The sequence below is a fragment of the Geodermatophilus poikilotrophus genome, assembly GCF_900111455.1.
Classification (GTDB): Bacteria; Actinomycetota; Actinomycetes; order Mycobacteriales; family Geodermatophilaceae; genus Geodermatophilus; species Geodermatophilus poikilotrophus.
This window is the reverse complement of the sequence record NZ_FOIE01000008.1, coordinates 48,165-63,200: the sequence shown is the minus strand read 5'-3', so window position 1 is coordinate 63,200 and position 15,036 is coordinate 48,165. Positions and strand designations below refer to the sequence as shown.

Sequence of the window (15,036 nt, the reverse complement as noted above, 5' to 3'; positions counted from 1 at the left end):
GACGCGCACCAGCCGACGACGCCGGGAGCCCGACGATGAGTTCCTCCGATCAGCAGACCGCAGCACCGGCCGACGCCGAGGTGCCGGCCGAGCACGAGGTCCCCGACGAGCTGCAGCTCGCCGCCGCCTTCCCGGCCGCCACCCGGGAGGCGTGGCGGCAACTGGTCGCCGCGGTGCTGCGCAAGGCCGGACGCGAGGAGCTGCCGGATCCGGTCGAGGACGCGCTGCGGGTGCCGGTCGCCACCGGCGTCAGCGTCGCCCCGCTCTACACGGCCGAGGACGCCGGTGACCTGCCCGCCGCGGTCGGCGTCCCGGGGCTCCCGCCGTTCGTCCGCGGCGGCCGGCCCGCGGTCGGTCCCGCCGGCTCGCCCGCCGTCTCCGCCGCTGGGGGTACCGAGGGCGGCGCGTCCGCCAGCTGGGACGTGCGGCAGCGGCACGCCCACCCCGACGTCGGGCTGACCCGGGAGGCGATCGCCGCCGACCTGGAGAACGGCGTCACCTCGCTGTGGCTGGAGCTCGGCGAGGGCGCGGTCCCGATCGACGCGCTCGGCGAGGTCCTCGCCGGCGTCTACCTCGACCTCGCGCCGGTGTCGGTCTCCGGTGGGCCGCCCGCGGCCGAGGCGCTGCTCGCCCACGTGGACGGCCGCACCGACCTCGCCCCCGGCGGCTCGCTGGGCCTCGACCCGCTCGGCGTGCACGCCGCCTCGGGACGGGCGCAGGACCTCACCGGCCTCGCCGATGTCGCCCGCCGGGCGCCCGCCGGCTGGCGCACCGTCGTCGTCGACGGCACGGTCTTCCACGACGCCGGCGCCTCGGCCGTCGAGGAGCTCGGCTGCTCGCTGGCCGCCGGCGTGGCCTACCTGCGGGCGCTCACCGACGGCGGGCTGTCGGTCGACGAGGCCTTCGCCCAGCTCGAGTTCCGCTACGCCGCCAGTGCCGACCAGTTCACGACGATCGCCGCGCTGCGCGCCGCCCGCCGGCTGTGGGACCGGGTCGGCGAGGTCAGCGGCGCCTCGGCCGACGCCCGCGGCCAGCGCCAGCACGCCGTCACCTCCTCGGTGATGACGACCAGGCGCGACCCCTGGGTCAACATGCTGCGGACGACGGTCGCCTGCTTCGCCGCGGGCGTGGGCGGCGCCGACGTCGTCACGGTGCAGCCCTTCGACGCCGCGCTCGGCCTGCCCGACGCCTTCTCCCGGCGGATCGCGCGCAACACCCAGAACCTGCTGGTCGAGGAGGCGCACCTCGCCCGCGTGCTGGACCCGGCCGGCGGCTCCTGGTACGTCGAGGCGCTCACCGACGCCCTGGCCGAGGCCGCCTGGAGCTGGTTCACCGAGATCGAGGGAGCCGGTGGGCTGGTCGCCGCGCTGGACTCGGGCCTGGTGCGCGACCGGATCGCCGCCGCGTGGGACGCCCGCGCCGAGCGGCTGGCGCACCGCACCGACGCGATCACCGGCGTCAGCGAGTTCCCCCACCTGGCCGAGAAGCTGCCCGAGCGGCAACCCGCCGCGGACCTGCACCCCACCGGCGGTCTGCCGAGGGTGCGCGCCGCGCAGGCGTTCGAGGAGCTGCGCGACCGCGCCGACGCCGCGGATCGGCGGCCGCAGGTCTACCTCGCCACCATCGGCCCGATCGCCCGGCACACCGCGCGGGCCACCTTCGCCGGCAACCTGTTCCAGGCCGGGGGGGTGGCGACGCCGTCCGGCGACGGGGCCTCCGGCCTCGCCGACGCCGGGACGACGGTCGCCTGCATCTGCGGGACCGACAAGGACTACGCCGGGTCCGCGGCCGCGCTGGCCGCCGAGCTCCGCGCGGCCGGTGCCACGCAGGTGTGGCTGGCCGGGAAGCCGTCGCTGGCGGTCGACGGCGTCGACGGGTACGTGTACGCCGGGTGCGACGCGCTCGACGTCCTGCAGCGAGTCCACGAGCAGCTGGGAGTGCCGGCATGAGCGCGATCCCCGACTTCAGCGGTGTCGACCTGGGCCGTCCCGCGGCGGCCGCCTCGGCCGACGACTGGGCCAAGCGGTTGAAGGAGACCACCGGCCGCGGCGTGGAGGAGGCGACCTGGGAGACGCCGGAGGGCATCGCCGTCCCCCCGCTGTTCACCCCGGCCGACCTCCGGGGCCTGGACTTCCTCCAGACCTACCCCGGCCTCCCGCCGTACCTGCGGGGGCCCTACCCGACGATGTACACGACGCAGCCGTGGACGGTGCGCCAGTACGCGGGCTTCTCCACCGCGGCGGCGTCCAACGCGTTCTACCGGCGCAACCTCGCCGCGGGGCAGAAGGGCCTGTCGATCGCCTTCGACCTGCCCACCCACCGAGGCTACGACTCCGACCACCCGCGGGTCGTCGGTGACGTCGGCATGGCCGGGGTGGCGGTCGACTCCATCCTGGACATGCGGCAGCTGTTCGACGGCATCCCGCTGGACCGGATGAGCGTCTCGATGACCATGAACGGCGCCGTCCTGCCGGTGCTGGCGCTCTACATCGTCGCCGCCGAGGAGCAGGGGGTGGAGCACGGTCAGCTGACCGGGACCATCCAGAACGACATCCTCAAGGAGTTCATGGTCCGCAACACCTACATCTACCCGCCCAAGCCCTCGATGCAGATCATCAGCGACATCTTCGCGTTCACCTCGCAGGAGATGCCGCGGTTCAACTCGATCTCCATCTCCGGCTACCACATCCAGGAGGCCGGGGCGACGGCCGACCTGGAGCTGGCCTACACGCTCGCGGACGGCGTGGAGTACCTGGAGGCGGGCAAGGCCGCCGGGCTGGACGTCGACGCGTTCGCGCCCCGGCTGAGCTTCTTCTGGGCGATTGGCATGAACTTCTTCATGGAGGTCGCCAAGCTGCGGGCCGGGCGGCTGCTGTGGGCGCGGCTGGTCAAGGAGGCCGGCGCGCAGAAGGACAAGTCGCTGTCGCTGCGCACCCACTCGCAGACCTCGGGCTGGTCGCTGACCGCGCAGGACGTCTACAACAACGTCGTCCGCACCTGCCTGGAGGCGATGGCCGCCACCCAGGGCCACACCCAGTCGCTGCACACCAACGCCCTCGACGAGGCGCTGGCGCTGCCCACCGACTTCTCCGCGCGGATCGCCCGCAACACCCAGCTGCTGCTGCAGCAGGAGTCCGGGACGACGCGGGTCATCGACCCGTGGGGCGGCTCGGCGTACGTGGAGAAGCTGACCTACGACCTGGCCCGGCGCGCGTGGGCGCACATCGAGGAGGTCGCCGAGCACGGCGGCATGGCGCAGGCCATCGACGACGGCATCCCGAAGCTGCGCATCGAGGAGGCCGCCGCCCGCACCCAGGCGCGCATCGACTCCGGCCGCCAGCCGGTGATCGGCGTCAACAAGTACCGCGTCGAGGCCGACGAGGCGATCGAGGTGCTGCGGGTCGACAACGCCGACGTGCTGGCCCAGCAGAAGGCCAAGCTGGAGGAGCTCCGGGCCTCCCGGGACGGCTCCGCCGTGCAGGACGCCCTGCGCCGGCTGACCGACGCCGCCCGCGCGGCCGCCGAGGGACGGCGGGACTCGTCGCTGGACGCGAACCTGCTCAAGCTGGCCGTCGACGCCGCGCGCGCCAAGGCCACCGTCGGGGAGATCTCCGACGCGCTCGAGGAGGTCTACGGGCGGCACGCCGGCCAGGTCCGCACCATCTCCGGTGTGTACCGCGACGAGGCAGGGAGCTCCGGTCCGATGGAGGAGACCCGCAGCATGGCGGAGGCGTTCGAGGAGGCCGAGGGGCGCCGTCCCCGCATCCTGGTCGCCAAGATGGGCCAGGACGGCCACGACCGCGGGCAGAAGGTCATCGCGACCGCCTTCGCCGACCTCGGCTTCGACGTCGACGTGGGCCCGCTGTTCCAGACGCCGGAGGAGGTCGCCCGGCAGGCGGTGGAGGCCGACGTGCACGTCGTCGGAGTCTCGTCGCTGGCCGCGGGCCACCTGACGCTGGTGCCGGCGCTCAAGCAGGCGCTCGCCGACCTCGGGGCCGAGGACGTCGTGATCGTGGTCGGCGGGGTCATCCCGCCCGACGACGTGCCGACGCTCAAGGAGATGGGCGCGGCCGAGGTGTTCCTGCCCGGCACGGTCGTCGCCGAGGCGGCGCAGGGGCTGCTGCGGACGCTGTCCTCGCGCCTCGGTCACTGATGGCTGGGCGGACAGGCGCGTGAGCACCGCAGCGAGCGCCGGCGAGCGAGGAGCGGAGCACGCCGCGGGAGCGCGGGAGTGACGGCTCGGCAGGTCGACGTCCCGGCGCTCGCCGAGGGCGTGCTCCGAGGGGACCGCCGGGCCGTGGCTCGGGCGATCACGCTCGTCGAGTCCCACCGCCCCGACCACCGGGAGCGCGCGCAGGAGCTGCTGGTCGAGCTGCTGCCGCACGCGGGGTCGGCGCGGCGGGTCGGCATCAGCGGCGTCCCCGGCGTGGGCAAGTCGACCTTCATCGACCAGCTCGGCGTGACGCTGACGGCGGCGGGGTCGAGGGTGGCCGTGCTCGCCGTCGACCCGTCGTCGGCCCGCTCCGGCGGGTCGATCCTCGGGGACAAGACCCGCATGGCGCGGCTGTCGGTCGACCCGAACGCCTTCATCCGGCCCTCGCCGACGTCGGGCACCCTCGGCGGGGTCGCGCAGGCGACGCGGGAGTCGATGGTCGTCGTCGAGGCGGCCGGGTACGACGTCGTCCTGGTGGAGACCGTCGGCGTCGGGCAGTCGGAGATCACCGTCGCCGAGATGGTCGACTCGTTCCTGTTCCTGACGCTGGCCCGCACCGGTGACCAGCTGCAGGGGATCAAGCGCGGCATCCTCGAGATCGCCGACGTCATCGCGGTGAACAAGGCCGACGGCCCCGGGGCGGCGGACGCGCGCAAGGCCGCCCGCGAGCTGGCCGGGGCGATCCGGATGCTGCGCGGGCACGGCGAGGACTGGAGCGTCCCGGTGCTGACCTGCGCCGGGCTGACCGGCGAGGGCCTCGAGGAGGTCTGGGCCAAGCTGGTCGAGCACCAGGACCGGCGCAGGGCCTCCGGGGCCTTCGACGAGCAGCGGCGCAGCCAGCAGGTGCGCTGGACCCGGCAGCTCGTGCGCGACGGCCTGGAGCACCGGCTGCGCGCGCACCCCGGCGTCCGGGCCGCCGCGCCGCAGCTGGAGAAGGCCGTGCTGGCCGGCGAGCTCACCCCGGCACTGGCCGCGCGGCAGCTGCTGGAGACGTTCCTCCACGACTCCTGAGCCCGACGTGTGAGCCAGGTCACGGAACGCTAGCGTCCGGGCTGGGCCGTGCCCGCGGCCCGCCCCCGCTGCCGAGACGAGGCCGGCCATGCCGATCGACAACCCGTACTACTCCGCCGGGGTCCACGGCGACTTCGAGCTCGCCGACATCGGGGACCTGGTCCTCGAGGAGGGTGCCACCCTGCGCGGCTGCCAGCTGGCCTACCAGACGCTGGGCACGCTGAACGCGGCCAAGGACAACGCCGTGCTGATCCCGACCTGGTACTCCGGCAACCACTCGGTCATGCGGGAGACCTACGTCGGGCCGGGCCGGGCGATCGACCCCGCCGAGCACTTCGTCGTCCTGGTCAACCAGATCGGCAGCGGGCTGGGCACCTCACCGCACAACCTGGCCGGGCCCTACGGCCGGGCCCGCTTCCCACGGGTGCGCATCGGGGACGACGTGGTGGCCCAGGAGCGGCTGCTGCGCGAGGTGCTGGGCGTGGAGGAGCTGGCACTGGTCTTCGGCGGGTCGATGGGTGCCCAGCAGACCTACGAGTGGGCGGTCCGGTTCCCCGACCGGGTCAAGCGGGCCGCGCCGCTGGCCGGCACGGCGCGGATCTACCAGCACTGCGTCATCTGGGCGCAGACGCTGGTCGACGCGCTGACCTCCGACCCCGGGTACGCCGGGGGCTGGTACCGCGAGCCCGCCGACGTCCGCGGCGGGCTGCAGCGGCACGCCGGGCTGTTCGCCCTGCACGTGCTGTCCAACGAGTTCTGGACCGGCGAGCACTGGCGGGGCCTGGGCTTCAGCTCACCGGAGGACTTCGTCATCGGCTTCCTGGAGGCCTACTTCGCGCCGATGGACCCCGGGGACCTGCTCGCGCAGGCGTGGAAGTGGCAGCACGGCGACGTCAGCCGGCACACCGGGGGAGACCTCGCGGCGGCTCTGGGCCGGATCACGGCCAGGACCGTCGTGATGCCGATCAGCACCGACAAGTTCTTCCCGCCCGAGGACTGCGCCGCCGAGCAGGAGCTGATCCCGGGCAGCGCGTTCCGGGTGATCGAGGACGTCCACGGCCACGCGTCGCTGTTCGGGCTCTCGCCGTCCTACCTGGAGCAGGTCGACGACGCGCTGCGCAAGCTGCTCGAGGCGCCCGCCTGAGTGCCGCCCCGGCTCTCCGCGCCGGCTTCCCGCGATGGCTCTTCCGCGGCGGCCCTCCGCGACGACGGCCTGTGGTGCACCTCAGCGGCTCGGACGGCGTGCGACGTCGTGCGCCCGGCCGCACCGGTCGACGGTCCGGCCACCCTCGACGCGGCCTTGCGCTCGGGTTGGTGCACGCGGCAGCAGCTTGCTGCTGCCGCAGCGGAGCAGGCCGGGGTGCGGGGCGTGGTGCGCCTGAGGGAGCTGGTGCCGCACGCATCGGCGGAGCGGAGTCGCCCAGGGAGTCGCGGATGCGGTGGCGCTCCATCGACGGTGGTCCGCCGGCGCCCGAGGTGCAGGTCCGGGTCGTCGGGGGAGGGCGCAGCCGCTACCTGGACACCGGCTGGCGGGACGCACGCGTCGAGGCCGAGTTCGACGGCCTCGAGGCGCACGTGGGCCGGCGACCAGGGGGACCGGGACGAGGCGGGAGGGGACGGCGCGGGGAGGCGACCGCCGGCTCAGACGCCGGTGGAGCGGCACTCCCGGGCGCGCAGCTCGGCGAGGTAGTCGTCGGGCGCACCGGCGGCCTCCGCAGCGTCGGCGAGCGCGCCCAGGTACCGCGCCGAGGGCAGCCCGCCCTCGAAGGCGTCGAGCACGTAGACCCAGGCCACCTGGTCGCCGGTCAGCGTGTGCACCCGCAGGTGCAGCTTGCGGTAGAGGCCCTGGTCGGCGCCCTCCCAGGCGTCGAGCGCCTCGGCGTCGGCGTCGGTGAGGTCGTAGAGGGCGACGAAGACGCCGGGGGACAGCGACTCGCCCGGTGTGGTGTCGTCCGGGACGAGGGTGGCCAGCGCGCCCTCCCAGCCGTACTCCTCGGCCCCGAAGGTCAGCCGCCAGCCCTTGATCCAGCCGGTGCCGGTGTGCGGGGAGGAGGGACAGCGCCGGAGCATCTGTGCGGGGTCCATGTTCGACCCGTACGCGGCGTAGAGGCCCATCACCGGGCAGCCTACGGCGGTGTGGCGCGCCCCTCGGTGGGAGATGGGCCACGTCGTCACCCGGAACGGGGAGAATGGGCGCGGTACGTGTCCCCAGCGCACTGACAAGGACTCCCATGACCCGCATCGTGATCATCGGCGGCGGCCCGGCCGGCTACGAGGCCGCGCTGGTCGCGGCATCCCTCGGTGCGCAGGTCACCGTGGTCGAGCGCGACGGCGTCGGTGGGGCCAGCGTGCTCACCGACTGCGTCCCCTCCAAGACCTTCATCGCCTCGGCCGGCGTGATGACCAACGTGCGCGACTCCAGCGCGCTCGGCGTCCAGGGCTCCGAGCTGGCCACGGTCGGCATCGACCTCCCCGCGGTGAACCAGCGGGTCAAGGGCCTGGCCGTGGCGCAGTCCGCCGACATCCGGGCCCGGCTGGTCGCCGAGGGCGTGCGGGTCCTCCCCGGGCAGGGCCGGCTCTCCGACGAGGTCCGCGGCCTGGTGGAGCACCGGGTCGACGTGCTGGACGGCGATGGCGCGGTCACCGAGACGCTGGAGTGCGACGTCGTCCTCATCGCCACCGGCGCGGACCCCCGCGTGCTGCCCGGCGCCGAGCCCGACCACGAGCGGATCCTCGACTGGCGCGACGTCTACGACATCCAGGAGATGCCCGAGCACCTGGTCGTCGTCGGCTCCGGCGTGACCGGGGCGGAGTTCGCCTCCGGCTACCTGGAGGCGGGGGTCCCGGTGACGCTGGTGTCCTCGCGTGACCGGGTGCTGCCCGGCGAGGACTCCGACGCCGCCGAGGTGCTCGAGGACGTCTTCCAGTCCCGCGGCGGCCGGCTCGAGCGCGGTCGGGCCGGGGCGGTGCGGCGCACCGAGAAGGGCGTCGTCGTCGAGCTCACCGACGGGCGCACCGTCGAGGGTTCGCACGCGCTGATGACCGTCGGCACCGTGCCCAACACCGCCGGGCTCAACCTGGAGCAGCTCGGGGTCGAGCTCGCGCCGTCCGGGCACGTCGTCGTCGACCGCGTCTCGCGCACGAGCGTGCCGGGCATCTACGCCGCCGGTGACGTCACCGGCGTGTTCCAGCTGGCGTCGGTCGCGGCGATGCAGGGCCGGATCGCGATGTGGCACGCGCTCGGCGAGGCGGTCACCCCGATCCGGCTCAAGACGGTCTCGGCGAACGTCTTCACCCACCCGGAGATCGCCACGGTCGGCGTGCAGGAGAGGACGCTGCCCGAGGGCGCCGACATCGAGGTGGTGCGGCTGCCGCTGGCGACCAACGCACGGGCCAAGATGGCGGACCTGCGCGACGGCTTCGTGAAGCTGTTCGCCCGGCAGGCGACCGGCGTCGTCGTCGGCGGCGTCGTCGTCGCCCCGGGGGCGTCGGAGCTCATCCTGCCGATCGCGCTGGCTGTCACGAAGGGGCTGACGGTCACCGACCTGGCGCAGACCTTCGCGATCTACCCGTCGCTGTCGGGGTCGATCACCGAGGCCGGCCGGCGGCTGATGCGGGCCGACGCCCTCGCCTGAGGAAGGACCCCCGCCACTCGGCCCCGTCCAGGGCACCGCCCCGAGCTCGCGAGGGGTGGGGAGGACGGGGTCCTTCTCGGGACGGCGGGGGCGCGGGAGAGTCCTGGGCCGGGTGTGACGGCGGGTTCGACTGGATCCCCGGCGTCCGGTGCCGACGCGCGCGCGGGCTGCCGAGGACAGGGGGGATGCGCCCCCACCGGACCACCCCCGCCCCCCGCCGCTGCCCGCTCCGGGCGCTGGCCGGTGCGGCGACCGCGCTGGCCCTCTCCCTGGCGCTGCCGGCGACGGCAGCCCGGGCCGAGGAGACCGTGGCGCCGGACACCGTCGTCGGCGAGATCGTGCAGGCCTGGCCCGAGGCCGGGCCGGCCGGCTCGACCGCGGAGGCCGGGCACGCCGAGGCCCCGCTGACCTGGGTGGAGACCGCCACCGGTGAGGCCGTCCGCGTGCCGACCGGGGCGGTGGCCGGCCTGGCGGTCGGCTCCACCGTCGAGCTCACCGTGGGGGACGCCGTCCCCGACGCCGCCGGGCAGGAGGGCTTCGTGCCCGCCCGGGACGTGCTGGCCGCCGAGCTGCTGCAGGAGGCGCCGGAGCGGCGCGCCGCACGGGTGGCCGGGCTGACCAACCAGGTCACCGTGGCGATGGCCGTCCCGGCCGGTGGGCAGCGGGACGGCGCGACACTGGCCCAGCTGGTGGCCGCCGTCGACGGGCCGGTGGCGGACTTCTGGGCGGGGGAGACCGACGGCGCCGTCCGGCTGGGTGTGACGGAGGCCCACGACTGGGTGCAGACCACCGCCGGCTGCGCGGACCCCACCGCGATGTGGAACGAGGTCGCCGACCGCACCGGCTTCGAGCCCGCGCCCGGCCGGCACCTCGTCGTCTACGTCAGCAGCCTGCCGCGGGACCTGCCCGGCTGCTCCTACGCGCTCGGCCAGGTCGGCACCGGCGTCGCCGCAGGCGGACGGGTCTACGTCCGGGACGCGCTGCCCTCGGTCATCGCCCACGAGCTGGGCCACAACTTCGGTCTCGGGCACTCCTCGGGGCACCAGTGCGACGGCGCGGTCGAGACCGGCGCCTGCCGCACCGCCCCCTACCGCGACTACTACGACGTCATGGGCGCCTCGTGGAGCTCCCTCGGGTCGCTCAACGCCCCGCAGGCCGCGCAGCTGGGCGTGCTGCCCGCCTCCGCCCAGCTGCCGGTCGCGGCGGCCGGGCCGGCGACCACGGTCACCCTCGCCCCGCTGGCCGACCGCGCCGGCACCCGCGCGGTGCGGCTGACCGACGCGGCGGGGAGCACCTACTGGCTGGAGCTGCGCGCCGCAGTGGGCCGCGACGCCTGGCTCGCCGCCGCCGGCAACCGCTTCGGCCTCGACTCCGGCGTCCTGCTGCGCCGCACCGGCCGGATGCCGGACACCGCGCTGCTGCTGGACGGCACCCCGTCCCCCGCCGGGCGGTGGGACGACGACCTGCGGGCCGCGCTGCCCGTCGGCGTGCCGGTGCCGGTCGCCGGTGGCGCGTTCACCGTGACCGTGGACGCCGTGACCTCGGCCGGGGCGGCGCTGACCGTCGTCCCCGCCGCCGGTGCCGTCGTCCCCGTGAGCCCGCTGCCCGAGGGTGGCAGCGCGCCGGAGCTCCTGGCCGCCGAGCCGGTCACCGCCGAGCCGGTCACGGCCGCAGCCACGGCCGCGGCCGCAGCTCCGGCCGGGGCCGCGGCCACCGTCCCCGTCGCGCCGGAGGTGCTCGCCGTCGCCGCTCCCGAGACCCCGGCAGCCCAGGTCGCGGCGGGCGCACTGCTCATCGAGCCGGTGCCGGCCGCCGTCCGGACCACCTCGGGCGCCGGCTGGGTCACGCCGGCCGCGGCCGGCGCGGGCCTGGCCGCCCTCGCGCTCACCGGCTGGACGGTCGCCCGGAAGCGGGTCGCGCGAGGCCGGGACCGAGCCCTGCCTCCAGTCCCCGGTCCGACCTGCCGATGAGGGGACCGGCCCCTCTCGCTTGGAGACCGTCCGTGCCCTCGTTGCGTCCCTCTCGGCTGCTGGTCCTCGCGCTCGCGACGGCCGCCGTCCTGCCGGTCGTCGTCGCGCCGCCCGCAGCCACGGCCGAGGAGCCGCCGGCGGCGGTGGAGAGGTTCGTCGGCGAGCTGGTGCAGGGGTACGCCGACCCGGCTCCCGCCGACGTCGCGGACGGGGCGCACGAGGACGACGGCAGGCTGCTCAGCTGGGTGCAGTCCGACGACGGCGAGACCGTGCGGGTGCCGACCGAGGACGTCGACCATGTCGAGGTCGGCTCCACGGTCGAGGTGACCCTGGGCGGCGCGGTCGTCGACGAAGCCGTGCAGGAGGGGCTCGGACCCGCGCAGGAGGTGCTCGCTACGGAGGTGCTGGCCGCTCCGGAGGAGCCCGCCACCGCCTCGGCGACCACCCCGGTCAACCACCCGGTCACGGTCGTGATGCTGCAGCCGGCCAACACCTCCCGGGACGGCGTCGCGCTGGCCCAGGTGGTGCAGGCGGTGAACGGTCCGGTCGCCGACTTCTGGGAGCAGCAGACCCGGGGCGCCGTTCGGTTCGGGGTGACCGCGACGGTCGACTGGGGTGAGCCGGCCACGGTGGGGTGCGCCGAGCCGTTCGAGCTCTGGCGGCAGGCCGCGGATCGCGCCCGGTGGACGTGGTCGGACAACGCCCACCTGCTCGTCTACGTGCCGGCGGGGGCGACGCAGTGCGCCTACGGCCTCGGCACCATCGGCACCTGGATCGGTGACGGCGGACTGGCCTACGTCACGGCGACCGGCACCTCGGTGATCGCCCACGAGCTCGGCCACAACCTCGGGTTGGGGCACTCCTCCGCGCTGCAGTGCGACGGCTCGGTGGACATCGGGCTCTGCCGGGTCGCCCCCTACCAGGACCACCACGACGTCATGGGCGTCTCGTGGGAGCAGCTCGGCTCGCTGAACGCCGTGCACGGCGCGCACCTGGGGGTGCTGGCCGCCCATCCCGTCCACTGGTACGCCGGCTCGCGCACCGTCTTCGAGCTCCCCCCGGTGTCGGCCACCTCCGGTTGGCAGGCGATCGAACTGGTCTCCGAGGACGGCACGCGGCACCTCGTCGAGTACCGGTCGGCATCGGGGCAGGACGCCTGGCTGGGGACGACGGCCAATCGCGCCGGGGTCGACGCCGGCGTGCAGGTCCGCCTCGCATCCGAGGGTGCCGACACCTCACTGCTGCTCGACGCGACCCCTTCCCCGATGTCGGGCTGGGGCTCCGACCGAGCACACGCGGTCCCGGTCGGTGCGACGGTCTCTGTGCGTGACGGTGAGTTCCTCGTCACTGTCGAGAGCATCTCGCCGACGATGGCTCGCCTGCTCGTGGCGACCCGGGTGTCCGCTCCCGCGAGCGAGATCGAGCGCGCGTACCGGGCGATCGGAGGGGCCGCGGGGCCGCTGGGCAGGCCCGTCTCCGCCGAGGTGTGCGGCCTACGCGACGGTGGCTGCTTCCGCCACTTCGAGCGCGGGTCGGTGTACTGGTCGCCGGCCACCGGCGCGCGGGTGGTGTCGGGAGCGGTGCGCGACCGGTGGGCCGCGACCGGATGGGAGAGCGGCGGTTTGGGCTATCCGGTCACGGACACCGTGTGCGGGCTCCGGGACGGCGGCTGCTTCCAGCACTTCCGCGGCGGGTCGGTGTACTGGTCGCCGGCCACCGGTGCGCGGGCGCTGACGACGGCGCTGCGCAACCGCTGGGCCGAGCTCGGCTGGGAGAACGGCGGCCTCGGCTACCCCGTGTCCGACCAGGTGTGCGGTCTGCCGGACTCCGGGTGCTTCGTGCACTTCCAGGGCGGCTCGCTGTACTCCTCGGCCGCCACGGGAGTCCACGAGGTGGTCGGCGTGCTCCGTGACCGCTGGGCAGCGACGGGATGGGAGCGGGGTCCGCTGGGCTACCCGGGGACCCACACCGTCTGCGGCCTGCTGACCGGGGGCTGCTTCCAGCACTTCCAGGGCGGCTCGGTCTACTCCTCGCCCGCGACGGGTGCCCGCTGGATCCACACCGCGCTGCGGGCGTCCTGGGCGGCGAACGGCTGGGAGGGCGGGCCGCTCGGCTATCCGCGGACCGACACCCTCTGCGGGCTCCGGGCAGGCGGCTGCCTGCAGGAGTTCCAGGGCGGCACGGTGTACTTCTCGCCTGCCACGGGCGCGTACGCGGTGACGGGGGCGATCCGCGGCGCCTGGGGGGCGGCCGGGTGGGAGTCCGGCTCCCTCGGCTACCCCGCCGAGGAACGCCGGATCACGAGCTGGGGCGTCTCCCAGCGGTTCCAGGGCGGGACCCTGGTGCTCGACCACCGCACCGGGCAGGTCCGTCGGGTCTGACGCGACGGGGCCCGTCACCGGCGCACCGGTGACGGGCCCTCGTCGTCCCGGCGGGACTACTGGGTGTCGGAGATCGTGCAGATCACCGCGCCGCTGGTCACCGTGGCGCCCACCTCGGCGGACAGGCCGCTGACCGTGCCGGCCTTGTGCGCGGTGATCGGCTGCTCCATCTTCATCGCCTCCAGGACGACGACCAGGTCGCCCTCGGACACGGTGTCCCCGTCGGAGACGCCGACCTTGACGATCGTGCCCTGCATGGGGCTGGTGAGGGAGTCGCCGGACGCCGCCGACCCGCCGTGCCCGCCGCCCCGCTTGCGCGGTTTGGCCCCGCCGGCCGCGGCCGGGGCGCCCCCGCCGGCGGCCAGGCCCGCGGGCAGCGACACCTCGAGCCGGCGACCGCCGACCTCGACGACGACGACCTGCCGCGGCTCGTCCTCGTCGTGCCCGGCCAGGGCCGCGGAGTACGGCGGGACCTGGTTGTCCCACTCGGTCTCGATCCAGCGGGTGTGCACGGTGAACGGCTCGGTGGTGAACGCCTCGTCGCGGACCACGGCCCGGTGGAACGGGACGACCGTCGGCATGCCCTCGACGACCAGCTCGTCGAGGGCGCGGCGGGCCCGCTGCAGGGCCTCCTCGCGGGTGGCGCCGGTGACGATGAGCTTGGCCAGCATCGAGTCGAACGCGCCGACGACCTCGCCGCCGGTCTCGACGCCGGAGTCCCAGCGCACGCCGGGCCCCTGCGGGATCTCCAACCGGGTCACCGGGCCGGGGGCGGGCATGAAGTTGCGGCCGGCGTCCTCGGCGTTGATCCGGAACTCGATGCTGTGCCCGCGCGGGGTCGGGTCCTCGGTGACGTCCAGGGGGAGTCCGTCGGCGATGCGGAACTGCTGGCGGACCAGGTCGATGCCGCTGGTCTCCTCCGAGACCGGGTGCTCGACCTGCAGCCGGGTGTTGACCTCGAGGAAGGAGATCGAGCCGTCGACGCCCACGAGGTACTCCACGGTGCCGGCGCCGTGGTAGCCGGCCTCCGCGCAGATGGCCTTGGCCGACTCGTGGATGCGTGCCCGCTGCTCGTCGGTGAGGAACGGCGCGGGCGCCTCCTCGACCAGCTTCTGGTTGCGCCGCTGCAGCGAGCAGTCCCGCGTGCCGACGACGACGACGTTGCCGTGGGTGTCGGCCAGCACCTGGGCCTCCACGTGCCGCGGCTTGTCGAGGAAGCGCTCGACGAAGCACTCGCCGCGGCCGAAGGCCGACACGGCCTCGCGGACGGCGGAGTCGAACAGCTCGGGGATCTCCTCCTTGGTGCGGGCCACCTTTAGCCCGCGACCGCCGCCGCCGAACGCCGCCTTGATGGCGACCGGCAGGCCGTGCTCCTCGGCGAACGCGACCACCTCGTCCGCGCCGCCGACCGGGTCCTTCGTGCCGGGGACGAGCGGAGCACCGGCCCTGGTCGCGATGTGCCGCGCCTGCACCTTGTCGCCGAGGGCGACGATCGCCTCAGGCGACGGGCCGATCCAGGTCAGCCCGGCGTCGATGACCGCCTGGGCGAAACCGGCGTTCTCGGAGAGGAAGCCGTACCCGGGGTGGATCGCGTCGGCCCCGGACCGCTTGGCGGCGTCCAGGACCTTGTCGATCACCAGGTAGGAGTCCCCGGGCGTCGTCCCGCCGAGGGCGAAGGCCTCGTCGGCCGCGCGCACGTGCAGCGCGTCGCGGTCCGGCTCGGCGTAGACGGCCACGCTGGTCAGCCCGGCGTCCTTGCAGGCGCGGGCGACACGCACCGCGATCTCGCCACGGTTGGCGATCAGGACCTTCTGCACCGGTGTTCT

Annotated in this window: 9 protein-coding genes; 7 read left to right on the top strand and 2 right to left on the bottom strand. The window is 74.9% G+C overall.

Annotated features, from left to right (window positions below):
• Window positions 1-35: 35 nt before the first annotated feature.
• The 4 genes from BMW27_RS17800 (at window position 36) to BMW27_RS17785 (ending at window position 6,368) form a co-directional block, all read left to right on the top strand.
• Entirely contained in the window at window positions 36-1,949 is a 1,914-nt protein-coding gene (locus tag BMW27_RS17800; RefSeq protein ID WP_091446493.1) for a methylmalonyl-CoA mutase subunit beta, read from the top strand.
• Window positions 1,946-4,153, top strand: a complete 2,208-nt coding sequence (gene scpA / locus BMW27_RS17795) for a methylmalonyl-CoA mutase (RefSeq protein ID WP_091446490.1) — start codon at window positions 1,946-1,948, stop codon at window positions 4,151-4,153. The genes BMW27_RS17800 and scpA overlap by 4 nt, the downstream gene beginning before the upstream one ends.
• Window positions 4,154-4,231: 78 nt before the next feature.
• A complete protein-coding gene (meaB, locus tag BMW27_RS17790) occupies window positions 4,232-5,224 on the top strand; it encodes a methylmalonyl Co-A mutase-associated GTPase MeaB (protein ID WP_091446488.1) in 993 nt (330 codons plus the stop codon).
• Window positions 5,225-5,312: 88 nt separating this feature from the next.
• A complete protein-coding gene (locus BMW27_RS17785; RefSeq protein WP_091446486.1) occupies window positions 5,313-6,368 on the top strand; it encodes an alpha/beta fold hydrolase in 1,056 nt (351 codons plus the stop codon).
• A 497-nt stretch (window positions 6,369-6,865) separates the two neighbouring features.
• On the opposite strand, the gene BMW27_RS17780 is transcribed toward BMW27_RS17785, so the two are convergent.
• Window positions 6,866-7,339, bottom strand: a complete 474-nt coding sequence (locus tag BMW27_RS17780; protein ID WP_091446484.1) for a gamma-glutamylcyclotransferase family protein — start codon at window positions 7,337-7,339, stop codon at window positions 6,866-6,868.
• A gap of 74 nt (window positions 7,340-7,413) precedes the next feature.
• Between BMW27_RS17780 and BMW27_RS17775 the strand changes: the two genes are divergently transcribed.
• The 3 genes from BMW27_RS17775 to BMW27_RS17765 all read left to right on the top strand — a co-directional run bounded on the left by BMW27_RS17775 (window position 7,414) and on the right by BMW27_RS17765 (window position 13,210).
• Window positions 7,414-8,859 carry an NAD(P)H-quinone dehydrogenase gene (locus tag BMW27_RS17775; RefSeq protein WP_281244775.1) on the top strand — a complete coding sequence of 482 codons (1,446 nt, stop codon included), beginning with the start codon at window positions 7,414-7,416 and terminating at the stop codon, window positions 8,857-8,859.
• Window positions 8,860-9,044: 185 nt separating this feature from the next.
• The gene (locus BMW27_RS17770; protein ID WP_091446480.1) at window positions 9,045-10,829 is read left to right on the top strand and encodes a reprolysin-like metallopeptidase; all 1,785 of its coding nucleotides are present in this window, start codon (window positions 9,045-9,047) and stop codon (window positions 10,827-10,829) included.
• A 32-nt stretch (window positions 10,830-10,861) separates the two neighbouring features.
• Entirely contained in the window at window positions 10,862-13,210 is a 2,349-nt protein-coding gene (locus BMW27_RS17765) for a reprolysin-like metallopeptidase (protein WP_091446478.1), read from the top strand.
• Window positions 13,211-13,266: 56 nt separating this feature from the next.
• Here the strand turns inward: BMW27_RS17765 and BMW27_RS17760 are convergent, their stop codons facing one another.
• On the bottom strand, window positions 13,267-15,027 hold the full coding sequence (locus BMW27_RS17760) for an acetyl/propionyl/methylcrotonyl-CoA carboxylase subunit alpha (protein WP_091446476.1): 1,761 nt from the start codon (window positions 15,025-15,027) through the stop codon (window positions 13,267-13,269).
• Window positions 15,028-15,036 lie beyond the last annotated feature (9 nt).